22 protein-coding genes are annotated in these 18468 nt (G+C 70.1%); 9 read left to right on the forward strand and 13 right to left on the reverse strand.

From position 1 onward, the window contains the following. Positions 1-34: 34 nt before the first annotated feature. The 3 genes from B840_RS07755 to lepB are packed head-to-tail and all read right to left on the reverse strand — an operon-like array spanning position 35 to position 1684. Positions 35-340 carry a DUF2469 domain-containing protein gene (locus tag B840_RS07755; RefSeq protein WP_042621676.1) on the reverse strand — a complete coding sequence of 102 codons (306 nt, stop codon included), beginning with the start codon at positions 338-340 and terminating at the stop codon, positions 35-37. Next, positions 330-968 (reverse strand): ribonuclease HII, encoded by a 639-nt coding sequence (locus tag B840_RS07760; protein WP_042621677.1) that lies wholly within the window; start codon positions 966-968, stop codon positions 330-332. Before B840_RS07760 ends, B840_RS07755 begins: the two co-directional genes overlap by 11 nt. Beyond that, positions 968-1684: a signal peptidase I gene (gene lepB, locus B840_RS07765; RefSeq protein WP_229676603.1), complete on the reverse strand. Its 717-nt coding sequence runs from the start codon at positions 1682-1684 to the stop codon at positions 968-970. Before lepB ends, B840_RS07760 begins: the two co-directional genes overlap by 1 nt. Positions 1685-1729: 45 nt before the next feature. On the opposite strand from lepB, the gene B840_RS07770 reads away from it, so the two are divergent. Then, complete coding sequence (locus B840_RS07770; RefSeq protein ID WP_042622619.1) at positions 1730-3469, forward strand: ABC transporter ATP-binding protein; 1740 nt, start codon at positions 1730-1732, stop codon at positions 3467-3469. A gap of 308 nt (positions 3470-3777) precedes the next feature. Here B840_RS07770 and rplS read toward each other — a convergent pair whose 3' ends face one another. After that, on the reverse strand, positions 3778-4119 hold the full coding sequence (rplS, locus tag B840_RS07775; RefSeq protein WP_042621679.1) for a 50S ribosomal protein L19: 342 nt from the start codon (positions 4117-4119) through the stop codon (positions 3778-3780). Between the two features lie 283 nt (positions 4120-4402). Here rplS and B840_RS07780 point away from each other — a divergent pair, with 283 nt between their 5' ends. Genes B840_RS07780 through B840_RS07800 form a run of 5 tightly spaced genes read left to right on the forward strand, consistent with a single transcriptional unit; the run spans position 4403 to position 8162 of the window. Beyond that, a complete protein-coding gene (locus B840_RS07780) occupies positions 4403-5053 on the forward strand; it encodes a thiamine phosphate synthase (RefSeq protein ID WP_042621680.1) in 651 nt (216 codons plus the stop codon). Continuing rightward, positions 5050-6108: a glycine oxidase ThiO gene (gene thiO, locus B840_RS07785; protein WP_042621681.1), complete on the forward strand. Its 1059-nt coding sequence runs from the start codon at positions 5050-5052 to the stop codon at positions 6106-6108. The genes B840_RS07780 and thiO overlap by 4 nt, the downstream gene beginning before the upstream one ends. After that, positions 6108-6308 carry a sulfur carrier protein ThiS gene (gene thiS / locus B840_RS07790; RefSeq protein ID WP_042621682.1) on the forward strand — a complete coding sequence of 67 codons (201 nt, stop codon included), beginning with the start codon at positions 6108-6110 and terminating at the stop codon, positions 6306-6308. Before thiO ends, thiS begins: the two co-directional genes overlap by 1 nt. A 3-nt stretch (positions 6309-6311) precedes the next feature. After that, positions 6312-7094, forward strand: coding sequence for a thiazole synthase (locus B840_RS07795; protein ID WP_042621683.1), 783 nt, complete (start codon positions 6312-6314; stop codon positions 7092-7094). Further along, positions 7095-8162, forward strand: coding sequence for a ThiF family adenylyltransferase (locus tag B840_RS07800; RefSeq protein ID WP_042621684.1), 1068 nt, complete (start codon positions 7095-7097; stop codon positions 8160-8162). Between the two features lie 6 nt (positions 8163-8168). Here B840_RS07800 and B840_RS07805 read toward each other — a convergent pair whose 3' ends face one another. From B840_RS07805 to rimM, 5 genes are read right to left on the reverse strand one after another with little or no spacing between them, the layout of a single operon-like run. After that, on the reverse strand, positions 8169-10445 hold the full coding sequence (locus B840_RS07805; protein WP_042621685.1) for a Tex family protein: 2277 nt from the start codon (positions 10443-10445) through the stop codon (positions 8169-8171). 10 nt (positions 10446-10455) lie between these two features. Further along, positions 10456-11160 carry a DedA family protein gene (locus B840_RS07810; protein ID WP_229676602.1) on the reverse strand — a complete coding sequence of 235 codons (705 nt, stop codon included), beginning with the start codon at positions 11158-11160 and terminating at the stop codon, positions 10456-10458. Further along, on the reverse strand, positions 11145-11516 hold the full coding sequence (locus tag B840_RS07815; RefSeq protein WP_042621686.1) for a hypothetical protein: 372 nt from the start codon (positions 11514-11516) through the stop codon (positions 11145-11147). The genes B840_RS07810 and B840_RS07815 overlap by 16 nt, the downstream gene beginning before the upstream one ends. Before the next feature lie 12 nt (positions 11517-11528). Next, on the reverse strand, positions 11529-12362 hold the full coding sequence (gene trmD / locus B840_RS07820; protein ID WP_042622621.1) for a tRNA (guanosine(37)-N1)-methyltransferase TrmD: 834 nt from the start codon (positions 12360-12362) through the stop codon (positions 11529-11531). Positions 12363-12367: 5 nt separating this feature from the next. Beyond that, positions 12368-12949 carry a ribosome maturation factor RimM gene (rimM, locus tag B840_RS07825; protein WP_042622622.1) on the reverse strand — a complete coding sequence of 194 codons (582 nt, stop codon included), beginning with the start codon at positions 12947-12949 and terminating at the stop codon, positions 12368-12370. Between the two features lie 46 nt (positions 12950-12995). Here rimM and B840_RS07830 point away from each other — a divergent pair, with 46 nt between their 5' ends. Together B840_RS07830 and deoD are read left to right on the forward strand one after the other, a co-directional pair. Further along, a complete protein-coding gene (locus B840_RS07830) occupies positions 12996-13334 on the forward strand; it encodes a cupin domain-containing protein (protein WP_042622623.1) in 339 nt (112 codons plus the stop codon). Next, positions 13327-14037, forward strand: a complete 711-nt coding sequence (gene deoD, locus B840_RS07835) for a purine-nucleoside phosphorylase (RefSeq protein ID WP_042621687.1) — start codon at positions 13327-13329, stop codon at positions 14035-14037. Before B840_RS07830 ends, deoD begins: the two co-directional genes overlap by 8 nt. Here the strand turns inward: deoD and B840_RS07840 are convergent. Continuing rightward, entirely contained in the window at positions 13994-15487 is a 1494-nt protein-coding gene (locus B840_RS07840; RefSeq protein ID WP_042621688.1) for a phospho-sugar mutase, read from the reverse strand. The genes deoD and B840_RS07840 overlap by 44 nt on opposite strands. Continuing rightward, entirely contained in the window at positions 15484-16137 is a 654-nt protein-coding gene (gene deoC / locus B840_RS07845; RefSeq protein WP_042621689.1) for a deoxyribose-phosphate aldolase, read from the reverse strand. The genes B840_RS07840 and deoC overlap by 4 nt, the downstream gene beginning before the upstream one ends. A 58-nt stretch (positions 16138-16195) precedes the next feature. On the opposite strand from deoC, the gene B840_RS07850 reads away from it, so the two are divergent. Next, positions 16196-16588, forward strand: coding sequence for a cytidine deaminase (locus tag B840_RS07850; RefSeq protein WP_042621690.1), 393 nt, complete (start codon positions 16196-16198; stop codon positions 16586-16588). A 13-nt stretch (positions 16589-16601) separates the two neighbouring features. Here the strand turns inward: B840_RS07850 and rpsP are convergent, their stop codons facing one another. Next, a complete protein-coding gene (gene rpsP, locus B840_RS07855) occupies positions 16602-17123 on the reverse strand; it encodes a 30S ribosomal protein S16 (protein WP_042621691.1) in 522 nt (173 codons plus the stop codon). 138 nt (positions 17124-17261) lie between these two features. Beyond that, positions 17262-18425, reverse strand: coding sequence for a TIGR04053 family radical SAM/SPASM domain-containing protein (locus B840_RS07860; protein ID WP_042621692.1), 1164 nt, complete (start codon positions 18423-18425; stop codon positions 17262-17264). Between the last annotated feature and the right edge of the window lie 43 nt (positions 18426-18468).

An 18468-nucleotide genomic window follows, 5' to 3' on the forward strand; every position in this document is an offset into this window, starting at 1 on the left:
ACGCGGCCGCGTCTCACTTGACAGGGCCGGAGAACTACTCCGGCAGAATGAGGTCCGGCTTGTCCAGCTCCTCGATGTTGACGTCCTTGTACGTGATCACCCGGACGTAGCGCACGAAACGGGCGGAGCGGTACATGTCCCACACCCAGGCGTCCGACATCCGGACCTCGTAGTAGACGTCCCGGCCCTCGGTGTGCGGAATCAGCTCCACGGCGTTGGCCAGGTAGAAGCGTCGTTCGGTCTCCACCACGTAGGAGAACTGGCTGACCACGTCCCGGTACTCGCGGTAGAGGGAGAGTTCGACCTCCGCCTCGTAGTTGTCGAGTTCCTCAGCGCTCACAATCTGCCTCCTGCATGTTCAGCCATTCGCCGTGGGCCTTCACGACGTTGGCGTAAGTGTATCGGTGCTCCGGCGTGGCGCCGTGCTGGCGCACCGCAGCCATATGCACCTTCGTGGAGTACCCCTTGTGCGAGGCCAGTCCGTAACCGGGGAAGCGCCCGTCCATCTCCACCATGAACCGGTCCCGGGTGACCTTCGCCAGGACGCTGGCGGCTGCGATGCACCGCATGGCGGCGTCCCCGCCGACGACCGGCAGATGCGGGACGACCAGGCCGGGGATGCGCCAGGCGTCGGTGAGGACGTAGCCGGGGCGCACGTCGAGCGCGGCCACGGCCCTGCGCATCCCGGAGATGTTCGCGGGCTGGATACCGCGGGCGTCGATGTAGGCGGCGGAGACGGTGACCACGGACCAGGAAACGGCGGCGGCGATGATCAGCGGATAGAGCCGCTCGCGGAGGGCGGGGCTCAGCTTCTTGGAGTCGGTCAGCCGTTCCAGGCCCGGGATCTCCCCGTCGGGCAGGACGCACGCCGCCACCGTCATCGGGCCGCAGCAGGCTCCCCGCCCGGCCTCGTCGACGCCCGCCACCGGTCCCAGACCGTGGACGGCGAGCAGTTCCTCGGGTCGCACTACTGCTGGATCGCCGGGTCCTCGACGCCGCCGACACGGTTGAACGGGAAGATGATGAACTGGACCTTGCCGCGGATGTTCTCCCCGGGGATAGTGCCCTGGAACTCGTCGCCGATGTGCGCGCGGGAGTCGGCGGAGTTGGTGCGGTTGTCGCCCATCATGAAGTAGTTGCCCTCGGGCACGGTGAGCGGGCCGAAGTAGGGTCCGCCGCACTCCTCCGAACCGGTTTCCGGGTCGACCGGGTAGGCCACCGGCTGCAGGGTGTAGGACTGGTCGATCGGGGCGCCGTCCACCATCACCGCCGGATCCTCGGCCTGGCAGGAAACCGTCTGCCCGCCGGTGGCGACGACACGCTTGACCAGGTCGTTCTCGTCCGGGGCGACCAGGCCGACGTAGGAGCCCAGGTTCTGCAGGGTGCGGACGACGTCGTTCTCCGAACGCTGCGACACAAACCCCTGGTTCCACGAATCAGTGCCCTTGAACACCACCACGTCCCCGGCCTCGGGTTCCCCGAAACGGTAGCCGATCTTGTCCACGAAGATCCGGTCGCCGGTGCATCCGGCGCAGCCGTGCAGGGTGGGCTCCATCGACTGCGAGGGGATCATGTAGACGCGGCCGACGAAGGTCTGGAGAAGGAAGATCGCCAGCAGCGTCAGCGCGATGACCACCGGAATCTCGATGTACCAGGGCGCCGTCTTCTTCTCCGTGTCACTCACGGTTCCAGAGCATAGCAGCCGCAGGAGGTCCTAGACTTGGACACCATGATCCCCTCAACCACGCCGCCTTTCCGGACGTTGCTCGCCATGCTCGCCAACCACAAGGGAATCCTCACGGTAGCGGTGATCATGTCCCTCGTGGGTTCCGGCCTGGGGCTGGCGCAGCCGATGGTGATCAACCAGATCATCTCCACCATCGGCGAAGGGCCCGTCTCCCCCCTCGTCTGGCTGCTCGTGGGGCTTCTGCTCGTCTCCTCCGTCCTGTCCGCGTCACGCTCCTACCTGCTGACCCGCACCGCGGAAACCGCCGTCCTGTCCACCCGCCACAGGCTCATCTCCCGGCTTCTGCGCCTGCCCGTCCCGGAGTACGACCGGCACCGCACCGGCGATCTGGTCACCCGGCTCGGCTCCGACACCACGCTCGTCCGCGCCGCCTTCACCGGCGGGCTCGTCGACGCCATCGGCGGCGTCGCCACCATGGCCGGCGCGATTGTCCTCATGGCCTTGATCGATGTCTTCATGCTCGGCATCGTCCTCGGAGTCGTCGCTGTCACCCTGTTCGCCGTGGTGAGCACCTCCGCTCTCATCCAGCGCTACACGAAGAAGGCGCAGGAGGCGGTCGGCGACCTGGGCGCAGGAATGGACCGCGCGCTGGTCGCCGTCCGCACCATCCGCGCGGCCGGCGCTCAGGACCAGGTCGAGCTCTCCCTGCGCGCCGACGCTGACGCCGCCTGGTTCCAGGGGGTCCGGATCGCGCGCGTCGCCGCCCTCATCTTCCCGGCCGCCGGGCTGGCGATGCAGGGCAGCTTCCTGGCGGTGCTCGGCATCGGCGGTGCCCGAGTCGCCGCAGGAACCATCTCGGTGGCCGACCTGGTCACGTTCGTCCTGTACCTGTTCATGGTCTCCATGCCGCTGGGATCGATCTTCGGCGCGGTGACCACGATCCGGCAGGCCATGGGCGCCATCGAACGCATCGGGCAGATCTTCGACATCGAACCCGAGTCGACCGGGGGCAGCCCGGCCGCCCCCTCGCACTCCATCACCTTCGACAACGTCTCCTTCGTCTATGCCGGCAGGGACGGCGAGGAATCCGAGGAGAACGAGCCGCATCCGGTGCTCATTGACGTCTCCGTGGACATCCGCCCCGGAGAAAAAACCGCGATCGTCGGGCCCTCCGGCGCCGGCAAATCCACCATGCTGGCGTTGATCGAACGCTTCTACGACCCCACCGCGGGGCGCGTCCTCCTCGGCGACCAGGACACGGCGGAGCTGACGCGTTCCTCCGTCCGCGAGATCGTGGGCTACGTCGAGCAGGAGGCTGCCGTCCTGGCCGGCACCGTCCGCGAGAACCTGACCCTGGGCGCCCCCGGCACCACGGACGACCGCTGCTGGTGGGCCCTCGACCAGGTCAACCTGCGGGAGAGGATGGAGGAGGCCGGAGGGCTGGACACCGTCCTGGGCGACCGCGGCATGACTTTGTCCGGTGGCCAGCGGCAGCGGCTCGCCCTCGCCCGCATGCTGCTCATGGAGACCCCCATCCTGCTGCTCGACGAACCCACCTCCGCCGTCGACTCCCAGAACGAGCAGCTCATCCTCGACGCCATCGACGCCTCGGCGGAGGGCCGGACTCTGGTCGTCGTCGCCCACCGCCTCTCGACGGTCACCGACGCCGACCAGATCATCGTGCTGGACAACGGCCGTATCGAGGCAACCGGCACCCATTCGGAGCTCCTGCAGCTCAGCCCCCTCTACCGGAATCTGGCGTCCCGGCAGCTGCTGGCTTAGGTGCCCGCCTCGCGACGCCGTGGTCTGCCGGTCGTGCTGCTTCTGGGCGGAACAGCTCGGCCCAGTCCTGTGGGCCGGAGATCCCGGAGACACGGACATTATCCCGCACGTGCACTGGCCGTGCACGGCCGATGCTTGCCCGGCCCCAGGTCAGTCACAGGCCTCAGCGAACTCCACCCCGGAACCTTCTCCCCCGGGGTCCGGCCAGCAGGGCGTCGGCAAGCATCATGCGGGACGACCCCGCACATGGGAGAACCCCGCCACCCCGGCACAGAGCCGGGACGACGGGGTCACAGAAGCGCAGGGTGTTAGCGCTTCTCCTTGATGCGGGCAGCCTTGCCCCGCAGCTCGCGCAGGTAGTAGAGCTTGGCGCGACGGACGTCACCGCGACGGAGAACCTCGAGCTTGTCGATGTTCGGGGAGTGGACCGGGAAGGTGCGCTCCACGCCGATGCCGAAGGAAACCTTACGGACGGTGAAGGTCTCGCGGATGCCGGAGCCCTGGCGACGGATGACGACGCCCTTGAAGATCTGGATACGCTCGTTGGAACCCTCGATGACCTTGACGTGGACATCGACGGTGTCGCCCGGGCGGAAGGCCGGGACATCTTCGCGCAGCTGCGCGGCATCAACCTTGTCGAGAATGTTCATGCAACATTTTCCTTTTCTTGTTCTGGACAGAGGACCCTGGCGGCTTCTCCCCTGTTGAGGCGCTCGACCGGTTCGTATCCGATACAGACAACCTGGACATTCTCCCACACCCGCCAGGCCGCCGCAAAATCCGCGCCCCGCGCATCCGGCCGCCCACCCGGATCACCTAGACTGGCCCCGACCCCACGGGCGCCCGAGGCATCGGGCTGAGATCGCGCTGGAGCCTGCGCGAGGACCGGATGAACCTGTCTGGTTAGCACCAGCGTAGGAAGAGAGGCCGAACATGCGTCCCACCCCTGATCTCCGCTGTTACCTGGTCACCGGCGCCGGCTCCCGAGAGCACGTCGTCGACGTCGCCCGCCGCGCCGTCGCCGGCGGCTCCCGCATCGTGCAGGTGCGCAGCAAGCCGATCTCCGCGCGGGACCTCTACGCGCTGACCGAGGAGATCGCCCTGGCAGTGGGAGACACCGCCCACGTGCTCGTCGACGACCGCGTCGACGTCGCCCTCGCCCTGCGCCGCCGCAGCCTGCCCGTCCACGGCGTGCACGTCGGCCAGGACGACCTGGACGTCCGCGACGTGCGCGTCCTGCTCGGCGAGGACGCGATCATCGGCCTGACCACCGGCACCCGCGCCCTGGTCGAGGCCGCCAACGAGTTCGCCGGCGTCATCGACTACGTCGGCGCCGGGCCCTTCCGCCCCACCCCGACTAAGAACTCCGGGCGCGAACCGCTCGGAGTCGAGGGTTCCCGGGAGCTGGTGGAGCTCTCGGAGGTGCCGGTCGTGGCCATCGGCGACGTCACCGCCGACGACGCGCAGGTCCTGGCCGGCACCGGCGTGGCCGGGTTGGCCGTCGTCCGCGGGCTGATGGACGCGGCCGATCCGGGCGCCTACGCCCGGCGGTTGCTCGACGGTTTCGAGGCAGGCCGCCGATGAGCGGCGTCACCGTCGTCGGCGGCGGGCTCATCGGCCTGGCCACGGCCCTGCGCCTGGCCGACCGGGGCCACGCGGTCACCCTCATGGACCCCTCCCCCGCTTCCGGGGCCACCCACCACGCCGGCGGCATGCTCGCGCCGGTGGCCGAGGTCGTCTACCGGCAGGAGGCCCTGTTCCCGCTCATGCTCCGCTCGGCGGAGCTGTACCCGGGGTTGATCGCGGTCGTCGAGAAGCACACCGGCCTGCCCACCGGCTACCGCACCGACGGCACCCTCGTGGTGGCCGCGGACCGGGCGGACTCGGCGCACCTGGGCGAACTCTCGGACTACCAGTCGACCCACGGCATGGAGGTCGAGCGCCTGCCCCTCCGGCAGGCCCGGAAGCTCGAGCCGGCGCTGAGCCCGCAGCTGGCGGGCGCGGTGCACATCCCCGGCGACCACCAGGTCAACCCGCGGATGTTCGCCGCCGCGATGCTCGACGCGCTGAACAACCTCGGCGTCGCCGTCGTCCGGGAGAAGGCCGCGCAGCTGCCGCGGGACGGGCAGGTGGTCCTGGCCAACGGTCTGGGCGCCGCCGCGCTCCACGACGGTCTGCGGCTGCGCCCCGTCTACGGCGACATCCTGCGACTGGGGGTCCCCGACCACCTCGCGCCGCTGCTGACCCGGGTGGTGCGCGGCTTCGTGGCGGACCGCCCCGTCTACCTCATCCCGCGCACCGACGGCACCCTGGCCGTCGGCGCCACCTCCCGGGAGGACGACCGCCCCGTGCCGCGCACCGGCGCCGTCCACGACCTGCTGCGCGACGCGATCCGCCTCGTCCCCGGCGTCGAGGAATGCGACTTCCTCGAGGCCACCACCGGCGCCCGCCCCGGAACCCCGGACGATCTTCCGTACCTTGGGAGGGTGAGCGGGAACCTCATCATCTCGACCGGGTATTTCCGCCACGGGATCCTGCTCACCGCGCTGGCCGCGGACGTGACGCTCGCTCTCGTGGAGGGCGACGATCCCGGCATCGACCTCTCAGCCTGCGCCCCCCACCGACACCAGGAGTTCTGATGAACCTCACCGTGAACGACCAGCCCGTCAGCACCGACACCACCACGCTCGCCGGACTGCTGGAGGAGACCCTCGGCAGCCTTCCGGACGCCGGAGTCGCGGTCGCCGTCGACGGCGACGTCGTGCCGCGCTCCCACTGGGAGCGCGAACTCACCGAAGGCCTCACCATCGACATTCTCACCGCAGTCCAGGGGGGCTGAGACATGCTCACCATCGCCGACCGCTCCTTCGATTCCCGCCTCATCATGGGCACCGGCGGCGCCACCTCGATGGCCATGCTGGAGGAGTCGCTGCTGGCCTCCGGCACCGAACTGACGACCGTGGCCATGCGCCGCCACGCCGCCCGCACCGACGGCGGCGAGTCCGTCTTCGACATGCTGCAGCGCCTGGGCATCGAGCCGCTGCCCAACACCGCCGGCTGCCGCACCGCCCGCGACGCCGTCCTCACCGCCGAACTCGCACGCGAGGCGCTGGGCACCAACTGGGTGAAGGTCGAGGTCATCGCCGACGAGCACACCCTGCTCCCCGATGTCGTCGAGCTCATCGACGCCTGCGAGCTCCTCGTCGCCGAAGGCTTCGTGGTGCTGGCCTACACCTCGGACGACCCGGTGGTGGCCAAGCGCCTCGAGGACGTCGGTTGCGCGGCCGTCATGCCGCTGGGTTCGCCCATCGGCACCGGGCTGGGCATCCTCAACCCGCACAACATCGAGCTGATCTGCTCCCGCGCCACCGTGCCCGTGCTTCTCGACGCCGGCGTGGGCACCGCCTCCGACGCCGCCCTGGCCATGGAGCTGGGCTGCGACGGTGTCCTGTTGGCCTCGGCCGTCAACCGCTGCCAGGACCCGGTGGCGATGGCCCGCGCGATGCGCTCCGCCGTGGACGCCGGCCACCTCGCCCGCTCCGCCGGGAGGATACCGAAGCGCGAGCACGCCGTCGCGTCCTCCACCTTCGACGGGCTGGCCTCCTGGTCGGACCAGGTGCTGTAGATGTCCCTGCCCGAGAGCGAACTCCGCCGCACCGCCCGTCAGCTGGCCCTCCCCGGTTGGGGCGTGGAGCAGCAGGAACGCCTGTACGACGCCCACGTCCTGGTCATCGGCGCCGGTGGCCTGGGCTGCCCCGCAATGCAGTCCCTGGCCTCCGCCGGCGTCGGCCGCATCACCGTCATCGACGACGACACCGTCGACATCACCAACATCCACCGCCAGATCCTCTTCGGCGCCTCCGACGTCGGCCGCCCCAAGGTGGAGGTAGCCGCGCAGCGCCTGCGCGAGCTGCAGCCCGACATCACCGTCACCGCGCTGCAGGAGCGCCTGACCAAGGCGAACGCGGTGGCGCTGGTCGGTTCGGCGGACCTGGTCCTCGACGGTTCGGACTCCTTCACCACCAAGTACCTCGTGGCCGACGCCGCCGAGATCGCCGGCACCCCCCTGGTCTGGGGCACCGTGCTGCGCTTCCGTGGCGACGTCTGCCTCTTCGCCGGCGGGGTCGGCCTGCGCGACCTTTTCCCGGTTCAGCCCACCGGCGACTCAATCCCCGACTGCGCCACCGCCGGCGTCCTCGGCGCCACCACCGCCACCATCGGCGCGCTCATGGCCACCGAGGCCATCAAGCACCTCGCAGGCCTGCCCACCCGGCCCGGCCGGATGCTCAGCTACGACGCGCTGAGCGCCGGCACCCGCAGCTTCACCGTCGCCGAGGATCCGGCGCGCCCCCGGGTGACGCAGCTGCAGGAGTCCTACGGCGACGAGGCCTGCTCCGCCGGCGCCTCCCCGCAGTTGCTTCTCGACGACGTCCGCGCCGGCCGCGCCGTCCTCCTGGACATCCGCGAGCCCCACGAGAAGCTGCTCAACGATGCGCTGGCGGACCTCAACCCCGTGCGGCTGCCGCTCTCGGACATCTTCGGCCCCGGCAACATCACCCGGGCGCTGGGCGACGCGCGGCGGGTGGTCGTCCACTGTGCTTCAGGTGTGCGCAGCGCCGAATTCTGCCGGAAGTACGCCGGCCTGGGTTATGAATTCATCGACCTGCCCGGCGGGATCAACGGCCTGCGCTGAATCTTCCTAGCGGCCCATCCCGGCGCGCTTGAGTGCGTCGGCCATCGAGCCCCCGGCCGGGCGCTGCTCCTGACGCGGCTGGCGGGGCTTGCGCTGCCCGCCCCCACCGCCTCCCCGCTGCGGCTTCTTCGCGGGCTGGCCGGGTTCGTCGTCGAGGCGCAGCGATAGGCCGATGCGCTGGCGTTCGACGTCGACCTCCATGACCTTCACCGTGACCACCTGGCCGGAGCGGACGACCTCGCGCGGGTCCGAGACGAATTTCTCGCTCATCGCGGAGACGTGGACCAGGCCGTCCTGGTGGACGCCGACGTCGACGAAGGCGCCGAACGCCGCGACGTTGGTGACGGTGCCCTCGAGGATCATGCCGGGCGTCAGGTGGGAGATCTTCTCCACGCCCTCCTTGAAGGTCGCGGTCCGGAATTCGGGGCGGGGGTCGCGGCCGGGCTTGTCCAGCTCGGCGATGATGTCGGTGACGGTGGGGACGCCAAAAGTCTCGTCGGCGAAATCGGCGGGCCGCAGTCCCGAGAGCACCCGGGTGTTGCCGATCAGTTCGGACACCTGCAACCCGGTGGTCTCGGCAATGCGTGCGACGACAGGGTAGGCCTCGGGGTGCACGGCGGAGGAGTCGAGCGGGTCGGTGCCGCCCCGGATGCGCAGGAAGCCGGCGCACTGTTCATAGGCCTTCGGGCCCAGGCGCGGCACCTTGAGCAGGGCCCGGCGACTGGGGAAGGCGCCGTGCTCGTCGCGGTGGGCGACGATGTTCTTCGCCAGGGTGCCGGTGACGCCGGCGACGCGCTTGAGCAGCGGGACGGAGGCGGTGTTGAGGTCCACGCCGACGGCGTTCACTGCGGATTCGACGACGCCGTCGAGGGTGCGGGCCAGGGCGGTCTGGTTGACATCGTGCTGGTACTGGCCGACGCCGATGGCCTTGGGGTCGATCTTGACCAACTCGGCCAGCGGGTCCTGGAGGCGGCGGGCGATGGAGACCGCGCCGCGCAGGGAGACGTCCATGCCGGGGAACTCGGCGGCGGCGAGTTCGCTGGCGGAGTAGACGGAGGCACCCGATTCGGAGACGACGACCGGGGTGGGCCGCTTTCCGCCGGCGTTTGTGATCAGGTCGGCGATCTCGCCTGCGAGCTTCTCGGTCTCCCGTGAGGCGGTGCCGTTGCCGACGGCCAGCAGGTCCACCCCGTGGGTGGCGCACAGGCCGGCGAGTTCCTGGCGGGCGGCCTCCCAGCGGTTCTGCGGCTGGTGCGGGTGGACGACGGTGGTGGCCAGCACCTTGCCGGTGGAGTCGACGACCGCGCACTTCACGCCGTTGCGGAAGCCCGGGTCCAGGCCCAGGGTGGCGCGCTGGCCGGCGGGTGCGGCGAGCAGGACGTCGCGGAGGTTGGTGGCGAAGACGTCGAGGGCTCCTTCCTCGGCGGTCTCCTTCAGGCGCATGCGCACGTCCAGGCCGGAGGAGACGGCGAGTTTGGTGCGCCAGCCGAAGCGGACGGCGTCGGCCAGCCAGCGGGAGTCCGACACGGGCAGCTGGAAACGCTCGGCGATCATTCCCTCGTAGACGGCGTCGTCCCCGGGGTCGAGGGTGAGGTGGAGGATGCCCTCGGATTCGCCGCGCAGGAGCGCGAGGATGCGGTGGGAGGGAAGCCGGGTGAAGGGTTCGGAGAAGTCGAAGTAGTCCTTGAACTTCGCGCCCTCGGACTCCTTGCCCTCGATGACGCCGGCGGCCACCCGGCCGGTGCGGTACATCTGCTCGCGGACCTGGCCGACCAGGTCTGCGTCGAGGGCGAAGCGGTCGATGAGGATGGCGCGGGCGCCCTCGAGCGCCTTCTTCCCGTCCTCGAAACCCTCGGTGAGGTACGCGGCGGCGAGTTCCTCGGGCGAGGCCGAGGGGGCGTCGACAAGCGCGTCGGTGAGGGGCTCCAGGCCGGCCTCGCGGGCGATGTCCGCCTTCGTGCGGCGGCGCTTCTTGAAGGGCAGGTAGAGGTCCTCGAGGCGGGCCTTGGTCTCCGTGCCGAGGATCAGCGCGCGCAGGTCCCCGGTGAGCTTGCCCTGTTCCTCGATGGAGGCGAGCACCGCATCCTTGCGCTCCTCAAGTTCGCGCAGGTAGGTGGCGCGTTCCTCGATGGTGCGCAACTGGGTGTCGTCGAGCCCGCCGGTGGCTTCCTTGCGGTAGCGGGCGATGAACGGGACGGTGTTGCCTTCGGCGAGCAGGGTGAGGACGGCGCGGATCTGGTCCTCGCGCACCCCGAGTTCACGGGCGATGGTGGAGACGATCATTCGGGAGAGTCTACGTCTTCGCCTTCGACTGCCGCCACGCGCGGAAGAACATCAGGGCGATCAGTCCGAGGGTGATCCACAGGATGTAGCGGTTGACCACGTCCACCACGTCGAGGACCTGGTCGCCGAACCGGTACCCCAGCCACATCATGAGGCCGTTGACCGCCAGGATGCTCGCCACGTTGACCGCCAGCATCACCGGGAACCGGATCTTCAGCAGGCCGGCGACCGCGTTGACCACCGTGTTGGGTACCGGGCCGGGCAGGTAGCCGGCCGGCACGAGCGCCAGGGTCCAGCCCAGGAGCCGCGGCGACTCCGATTCCACCGCGCGGGTGAAGATCCGGTGCGCCCGCGGCATGAACTTCAGGGACATGTCGATGAACTCCGTGCCCCACTTGCGGCCCATGGCCCAGTAGACGGGCATGAACTTCACCGCGCCGATCACCGAGCACAGCAGGTACACGAGCCAGTGCCCGTTGCCCACGGAGGCGTTGGCCCCCGAGACGACCGCGCTGGTGTAACCGCCGACCATCAGCGTGTAGGCCAGCGGATGCAGCATCAGCCAGGCGCGCAGCGGGATGAGCACGAGGGACCACAGGCCCATCGCGATGAGTGCGCCGAAGAGTATCTTGTCGGTCCGGTCGGGTTCCGCGAGGAACTTCGGCAGCTCCGGTTCTTCCTTCTTGTTCTCCTGCGGGGTCACGGGTGCTGCCACGCGCAGGATGCGCTGATTCCCGGCTCGGTCGGGCCCTCCATGCTGGTGCCGTACCAGTAGGTGTTCGCGGGGAGCTTGCCGACGACCGCCTGCGTCGCCGCCCGCAGATCCAGCTCGCTGCTGCCGTTGATGACGATCCTGTGCAGCGCCTCCACCACCGGCTGATGCCCCTCCTGCCGGGAGAACTGGGTGACCAGCATGTTGTCGGGTTCGCAGGTCAGGTCCACGATCTCGCCGTGGACGGAGTCTGCGTGGTAGCCGGCCTCCGCCAGTGCGGCGGGCAGCCCGGCGGCCACCCGGTCCCAGTCGGCGGGCCGGATGAGCAGGTTGAGGTCGGTGGAGATGACACGTGGCATGGCACCACGGTACTACTCCCGACCGAGGACCTTCCGGTCGGCGGCGTCGAGGACGGCCGTGTCGAGCAGCTCGGGTCGCACAGCCTGCGTGCGCAGCAGCGCCTGGTCGCGCCGCCACCGGTCCACCTTCGCGTGGTTGCCGGAGAACAGCACCTCGGGGACGTCGAGTCCGCGCCAGGAGCGCGGCTTGGTGTAGCTCGGGCCCTCCAGCAGCCCGTCGGAGAAGCTGTCCTCCTCGTGGCTGCGGCGGTTGCCCAGCACCCCGGGGATGAGGCGGACGATGGCCTCGGCGATCACCAGCACGGCGACCTCCCCGCCGATGAGGACGTAGTCGCCGATGGAGACCTCGCGCACCCGGTAGCGGTTGGCGGCGTCTGCCACCACCCGCTGGTCGATGCCCTCGTAGCGTCCGCACGCGAAGACGATGTGCTCCTCCTTCGCCCACTCCTGCGCGTCGGCCTGGGTGAAGGGTGTTCCGGCCGGGGTGGGCACGAGAAGCAGCGGGAGATCCGGATCCTCGCCGGACTCCGCCGCCCCGCCGTCGACGCCCGCCAGATCGTCGTGGCGAGGCTTGTCCACGTGCGGCAGCGAGGTGGTCAGTTCCTGGCCCGGGGCGGTGCCGGCGGCGACGTCGTCGAGCGCGGGCCCCCAGACCTCCGGCTTCATCACCATGCCGGGGCCGCCGCCGTAGGGGGTGTCGTCGACGGACTTGTGCACGTCCGTGGCCCAGCCGCGCAGGTCGTGGACACCGACGGACAGGATGCCCTGCTCGATGGCCTTGCCCAGCAGCGCGTGGCGCAGGGGTTCGAGGTACTCGGGGAAGATGGTGACCACATCCAGGCGCAGGTGTCTCACAGCTCGAGCAGCCCTTCCGGCGGGGTGATGACGATGGCCCCGTTGTCCAGGTCCACGATGGGGACGAGGGCGTGGACGAAGGGGACGGCGGTCTCCCCGCCGGCGTCGAGAGTGATCTCCAGGAGGCGGTGGACCGGGCCGCGGATGACCGAGGAGACCTCGCCGATGTCCTCCGGTTCCGGCAGCGCGCCCTCGTAGGCGCGGGCGGTGGCCTCCTCCTCGGAGACCGCCCCGACGTTGAGGACGCGCAGCCCGATGAGCTCGTGGTCGTAGTAGGCGTCGTCCTCCTCGTCGACGACGGGCTCGGCGAAGAAACGCACGCCGCGCAGGGAATCCGCCTCGGTGCGGCCCGGGATCTCCTCGAAGGTGATCAGCAGCCGCCCCTGGTGGGGGCGCATCGTCTTCACCGTCAGGCTCAGCTTCTTGCCGGTCTGCCTGCCCTCCAGGACGGTGCCGGCCGCGAAGCGCCCCTCGGGGTCGTCGGTGGTGGCGTCGACGACGACTTCGCCGCGCACGCCGTGGGGCTTGATCACGCGCCCGATCTGAACTCGGTCCTGGGTGTTCTCATTCACGCCCATCATGCTAGTCGGTACGCTCGGGGCCATGAACGACCGCTCCGGGGCCATGACCGTCCTACCTCTCACCGACGCCGCCCCTGTCCCCGACCCTTCCCGCCCGCGGCCGGCGGTCGCCCGTCTGCTGCAGGGCGACGGGGCCAACGTGATCACCTTCACCTTCGCCCCGGGCCAGGACCTGCCCGACCACCGTTCCGCGCACCCCATCACGGTGCAGTGCGTCGAGGGGGCGCTCGACTTCACCTGCGGGGACGAGACGGTGCGGCTGACCCCCGGCGTGGTGGTGCACCTGCGGGAGAAGGTCACCCACCGCGTCGACTGCCCGGCGGACGCCCCGGAAAAGAATGTTCTGCTGCTGACCATGCTGACGGGAGAAAGACATGCCTGATACCCCGCACATCAACCCTGCGGGCGCGCCGATCGCCACGACGGTGCTCATGCCCGGCGACCCGCTGCGGGCGAAATTCATCGCGGAGACTTACCTCGACGACGTCGTCCAGTTCAACGCGGTGCGCAACATGCTCGGCTTCACCGGGACCTGGCAGGGCCACGAGGTCTCGGTGATGGGTTCCGGCATGGGCATCCCGTCGATCTCCCTGTACGCCCACGAGCTGATCCACGTCTTCGGGGCGGAGAAGCTGGTGCGGGTGGGGTCCTGCGGCGCGCTGCAGCCGGAGCTGGACCTCTACGAGATCATCGTCGCCCAGGGCGCGTGCACCGATTCGCGTTTCCTCTCCCAGTACAACCTGCCGGGGACCTTTGCGCCGATCGCCTCGTGGAAGCTGCTCAAGGCCTTCACCGACGAGGCCGCCGCGCGGGACGTGGCCGTCCACGTGGGCAACATCCTCTCCTCGGACGTCTTCTACAACGCCGACGATACCGCGGGCGCGCGCTGGGCCGGCATGGGCGTGCTCGGCGTGGAGATGGAGTCCGCGGGCCTCTACGCCGTGGCCGCCGACGCGGGGGTCGACGCCCTGGGGGTGTTCACCGTCTCCGACAACATCGTCACCGGCCGGGCCACCTCCGCCGCGGAACGCGAGACCGCTTTCACGCAGATGATGGAGCTGGCCCTGCCGTTGGCACGTATCTGAGCAGGCGACCGAGCCGCTCCTCGGCCTCCTTCCGGGTCGGGGCTACCGCCTCCAGGTAGCACTTGAGCTTCGGCTCGGTGCCGGACGGCCGCACAATGACGCGGTCCCCCTCCGGCGTGCGGAGGATGCGCCCGGGTGTGCCCGGCAGCTCCGTGAAACCCTCCAGCTGCGCCAACGCCGCGGCCGGATCCGCCGTGCGGAAGGAGACCTGCCGGGTCAGGTAGTGGCCGAAGCGTTCACCGAGTTGCCCGAGGAGATCGAGCAGGTCGACCCGGGACGCCAGCTCCGCCACCCGCAGGCAGGCGGTGATCCCGTCCTTGTCGCCGACGAATTCGGGGTCGGTGCAGTAGCCGAGGGCCTCCTCGTAGCCGTAGATCAGGCCCGGGACCCGGGCAATCCACTTGAAACCCGTCAGGGTCGTCTCAAAGCCCAGTCCGTGGTGCGCGGCGATCCTGCCCAGCAGGCGGGAGGAGACGATCGAGCAGGCCAGCACGCCGCCCTCCGCCCGCGAGGCGATGTCCCAGCCCAGCAGCGCGCCCACCTCGTCGCCGGTCAGCTGCCGCCACCCACCGGCGTCGGGGACGGCCACCGCGCAGCGGTCGGCGTCCGGGTCCAGCGCCAGGATGAGCCCGGCACCGACCCTGTCCGCCGTGGCGCAGGCCAGGTCGAGTGTTCCGGGTTCCTCCGGGTTGGGAAAGTCCACGGTGGGGAAATCCGGGTCCGGGTCATGCTGCTCGGCCACCGGGGTGACCCGGTCGAAGCCGGCCCGCCGCAAGGCCTCGAGCAGGACTCCGCCGCCCACCCCGTGCAAGGCGGTGACGACGACGTGCGGCGGGGAGGAGGGGGCGTCGACAAGCGGGACCGCCCGGGCGAGATAGTCCTCGAGCACGTCGACCTCCCGGATGCGCCCGGTGGAGCGCGGCACCTCGTCGGCCCAGCCGGCGGCGTCGATCGCGGCGGCTATCTCCGCGTCCGCCGGCGGGATGATCTGGGTACCGGTGCGGTCGTAGACCTTGTATCCGTTGTCGGCCGCCGGGTTGTGGGAGGCGGTGACCATGACGCCGGCGTCGGCCTGCAGGTGCCGCACCGCGAAGGCGGTGACCGGGGTGGGCAGCTGCGGCGGGAGCAGGAGAACCTCCACGCCGGCGGCGGAGAGCACCTCGGCGGTGACCTGGCGGAACATCGCTGAACCGTGGCGCGCGTCGCAGCCGACCACGACGCGGGTGCCGGGCCCCAGCCAGGCGGCCAGACCGGCGGTGGTGCGGGTGACGGTGGCGGCGTTCATCGCCGTCTGCCCTCCCCCAACCGGCCCGCGCAGCCCGGCGGTGCCGAAGGACAGGGGCCCGGCGAAGCGTTCGGCCAGTTTCGGCGAACGTTCAGCGATCCAGCGCAGCACCTCCGCGCGGGTCACCGGGTCCGGGTCGTGCGCGGCCCACTCCGCGGGGTTCATTCCAACCCGGCGAGCACCGCCGCCGAGGCGGAGCAGCCCAGGCGGGTCGCGCCGGCCCCGATCATCGCCAGCGCGGTCGCGGTGTCGCGGATGCCGCCGGAGGCCTTGATGCCCAGGCGGCCGCCGACGGCTGCGTGCATGACCTCCACGGCGTGCACCGTGGCGCCGCCGGCCGGGTGGAAACCGGTGGAGGTCTTGACGAAGTCCGCCCCCGCCCGTTCGGCGGCCCGGCAGCAGCGGGTGATCTGCTCGTCGGAGAGCACCGCCGTCTCCAGGATGACTTTGAGCACAGCGTGCGGGACGGCGTCGCGCACCGCGCGGATGTCGGATTCCACCGCCTCGAACTCGTGCTCCAGGGCGAAGGAGAGGTTGATCACCATGTCCACCTCGTCCGCCCCGGTGCTCACGGCCAGCGCGGCCTCGGCCGCCTTGATGTGGCTGTGGTGGGCACCGGAGGGGAAACCGCACACGGTGGCCACCTTCAGGCCCGCCGGGGCTGCGACCGGCAGCCTGGACGGGGAAACGCACACCGAGTACACCCCGAGCCCGGCGGCCTCCCCGATGAGCTCCGCCACGTCGGCGGGCGTGGCCTCCGGTGTGAGCAGGGTGTGGTCGATGTACTGGGCGAGCCGTGCGCGCGTGAGAGTCATACCCTCCAGTTCTAGCCGATTCTGTCTAGAGTCGGAGACCCCGCCCCAAGGAGACCCGATGCTTCTCGACGCCGCCCGCACCGCCGCCGCCCACGCCTACGCCCCCTACAGCGGTTTTCAGGTCGGCGCGGCACTGCGCACCACCACCGGCGAGGTGTTCACCGGCTGCAACGTGGAGAACGCCTCCTTCGGGGAGACCATCTGCGCCGAGCGCAATGCCGTGACCACCATGGTCGCCGCCGGCCACCGGGAGATCGACACCATCGCGGTGACCGGGTCGACGGACCCGTGCTGGCCGTGCGGCGCCTGCCGCCAGGTGCTCGCCGAGTTCGGGTGCCGGCGCGTCGTCGTGGCGGGGCCGGACGGCGCCGTCGAGGTGGATTTCGCCGACCTGCTCCCCCACTCTTTCGCCCTGAAAACGGCGAAAACCCCGCCCGATGGGCGGGGTTGAGCACTCGAGTGAATTACTCGGCAGCTTCCTCGGAAGCCTCCTCAGCGGGAGCCTCCTCGGCGGCCTTGGCCTCGGCGGCAGCCTTGTCAGCGGCCTCCTTCTCGGCGGCGGCCTTCTCAGCAGCAGCCTTGGCCTCGGCCTCTTCCTTGGCCTTGCGCTTCTTCTCGGTGACGGCCTCGACGGACGGGCCCTCGTTGGCCTCGGCCAGAGCCTGGTTGAACAGGTCGATCTTGGACGGCTTCTCCTCGGCCACGCGCAGGGTGCCCTCGGCGCCCTCGATGCCCTTGTACTTCTGCCAGTCGCCGGTCACCTTGAGCAGTGCCAGGACGGACTCGGTCGGCTGGGCGCCGACTCCCAGCCAGTACTGTGCGCGCTCGGAGTTGATCTTGATGATGGACGGGTCCTGCTTCGGCTCGTAGATGCCGATGTTCTCGATGACCTTGCCGTCGCGGCGGGTGCGTGCGTCAGCGATGACGACGCGGTAGTGCGGGGTACGGATCTTGCCGAGACGCTGCAGCTTGATCTTGACAGCCATGGTGGCTCCTTTAAGTCACTGGGTAGTACAGACATCCGTCAGGGATTCGACGGACCGGTTCAACCCTTGGGTTTCACCTGCGTGTGACATTGCCGGCCGACCGTGGTCGGTGACGGTGCTACGCAGGAACGCCCAAAACTATACGGGCTGGCCGGCTCTTTCCGGAAATCGCCGAGCATCGGGAACGTAGGAGCAGGTCGGATCGGAGGCCAGCGGGTCGCCCGTGACGGCGTACGCCGTGGACCGGGAACCGCCACAGACCGCGGCGAACTCGCAGACCGAGCACTTCCCCTTCCACGTCGACGGGTCCCGCAGGGAGCGGAACACCGGGGAGTCCGAATAGATCTCCGGCAGGGGCGAGTCCTTGACGTTGCCGCAGCGCAACGGCAGGAAACCGTTCGGGTAGACGTCCCCCAGGTGGTCGATGAACACGAAACCGCTGCCCGCGTTGACCGCCATCGGCGGGCGGGGCTGGCGGGGGTTGGCCGGACGGTCCCCGAGCAGCAGGGCGGTTTCTGAGGTGAGGTAGCGGTACAGCTCCCCGCCCTCGTAGGCCTGCCCCTGCGCCCGCTGCAGCACCACGCGGCGGTACTGGGGTGCCTCGGTGGTCTTGACGGCCACCCGGTCGGACACGTCGTGGAGCCAGTGGAGGACGTCCTCGCGTTCGTCCGCGCTCAACGCGCCCAGCCCGGCGCCGCGGCCGGTGGGCACGAGGAAGAAGACGCTCCACAGCCTCGCCCCCAGGTCGATGACGCGGGCCAGCATGGCCGGGGCCTCACGGACGTTGCCGGCGGTCAGCGTCGAGTTGATCTGCAGGCGGAAACCGACGTCCGTGACCACCTGCGCCATCCTGACCGTCTGGTCGAAGGTGCCGGCGAAGCCGCGGAAGTGGTCGTGGGTGGCGGCTTCCGCACCGTCCAGGGAGAGCGACAGCGCCGAACCGCCCGCGGCGCGCATGTCCTCGAGCTTTTCGCGGGTCAGGCGCGGCGTCACCGAGGGGGACAGGGAGATGTTGAGCCCGAGATCCGTGCCGTAGCGGGTGAGTTCCGCCAGGTCGCCGCGCTCGAAGGGGTCTCCCCCGGTGAGCACCACCAGGGGCCGCGGGTGCTCGTAGCTGGCCAGCGAGTCCAGGAGCGCGAAGCCCTCCCCGGTGCTCAACTGGCCGGGCGCCGGCTCATGCTGGGCGTCGGCCCGGCAGTGCCGGCAGATCAGCTGGCAGGCGCGGGTGACCTCCCAGATGGCGATGAACGGCTTGACGTTGAGGTCGTGGCGGACCTGGCGGACCATGGGGCTGCGAGTCATACCCCCCAGATTAAACCCGGAAGGTCCCGTAACAAAGAACGGG

Origin of the sequence: Corynebacterium marinum DSM 44953, from assembly GCF_000835165.1 — a bacterium.
In the GTDB taxonomy this organism is placed as follows: Bacteria; Actinomycetota; Actinomycetes; order Mycobacteriales; family Mycobacteriaceae; genus Corynebacterium; species Corynebacterium marinum.

What these genes read in the sequence shown, in the direction of transcription:
- B840_RS07770 (WP_042622619.1), top strand. Translation starts at nt 1,730, where the DNA reads ATGATCCCCTCAACCACGCCGCCTTTCCGGACGTTGCTCGCCATGCTC.
- deoC (WP_042621689.1), bottom strand. Translation starts at nt 16,137, where the DNA reads ATGACTCTCACGCGCGCACGGCTCGCCCAGTACATCGACCACACCCTG.
- thiS (WP_042621682.1), top strand. Translation starts at nt 6,108, where the DNA reads ATGAACCTCACCGTGAACGACCAGCCCGTCAGCACCGACACCACCACG.
- rimM (WP_042622622.1), bottom strand. Translation starts at nt 12,949, where the DNA reads ATGGGCGTGAATGAGAACACCCAGGACCGAGTTCAGATCGGGCGCGTG.
- B840_RS07840 (WP_042621688.1), bottom strand. Translation starts at nt 15,487, where the DNA reads ATGAACCCCGCGGAGTGGGCCGCGCACGACCCGGACCCGGTGACCCGC.
- B840_RS07815 (WP_042621686.1), bottom strand. Translation starts at nt 11,516, where the DNA reads ATGCCACGTGTCATCTCCACCGACCTCAACCTGCTCATCCGGCCCGCC.
- B840_RS07780 (WP_042621680.1), top strand. Translation starts at nt 4,403, where the DNA reads ATGCGTCCCACCCCTGATCTCCGCTGTTACCTGGTCACCGGCGCCGGC.
- rplS (WP_042621679.1), bottom strand. Translation starts at nt 4,119, where the DNA reads ATGAACATTCTCGACAAGGTTGATGCCGCGCAGCTGCGCGAAGATGTC.
- B840_RS07795 (WP_042621683.1), top strand. Translation starts at nt 6,312, where the DNA reads ATGCTCACCATCGCCGACCGCTCCTTCGATTCCCGCCTCATCATGGGC.
- B840_RS07860 (WP_042621692.1), bottom strand. Translation starts at nt 18,425, where the DNA reads ATGACTCGCAGCCCCATGGTCCGCCAGGTCCGCCACGACCTCAACGTC.
- B840_RS07800 (WP_042621684.1), top strand. Translation starts at nt 7,095, where the DNA reads ATGTCCCTGCCCGAGAGCGAACTCCGCCGCACCGCCCGTCAGCTGGCC.
- thiO (WP_042621681.1), top strand. Translation starts at nt 5,050, where the DNA reads ATGAGCGGCGTCACCGTCGTCGGCGGCGGGCTCATCGGCCTGGCCACG.
- B840_RS07805 (WP_042621685.1), bottom strand. Translation starts at nt 10,445, where the DNA reads ATGATCGTCTCCACCATCGCCCGTGAACTCGGGGTGCGCGAGGACCAG.
- B840_RS07850 (WP_042621690.1), top strand. Translation starts at nt 16,196, where the DNA reads ATGCTTCTCGACGCCGCCCGCACCGCCGCCGCCCACGCCTACGCCCCC.
- deoD (WP_042621687.1), top strand. Translation starts at nt 13,327, where the DNA reads ATGCCTGATACCCCGCACATCAACCCTGCGGGCGCGCCGATCGCCACG.
- B840_RS07830 (WP_042622623.1), top strand. Translation starts at nt 12,996, where the DNA reads ATGACCGTCCTACCTCTCACCGACGCCGCCCCTGTCCCCGACCCTTCC.
- rpsP (WP_042621691.1), bottom strand. Translation starts at nt 17,123, where the DNA reads ATGGCTGTCAAGATCAAGCTGCAGCGTCTCGGCAAGATCCGTACCCCG.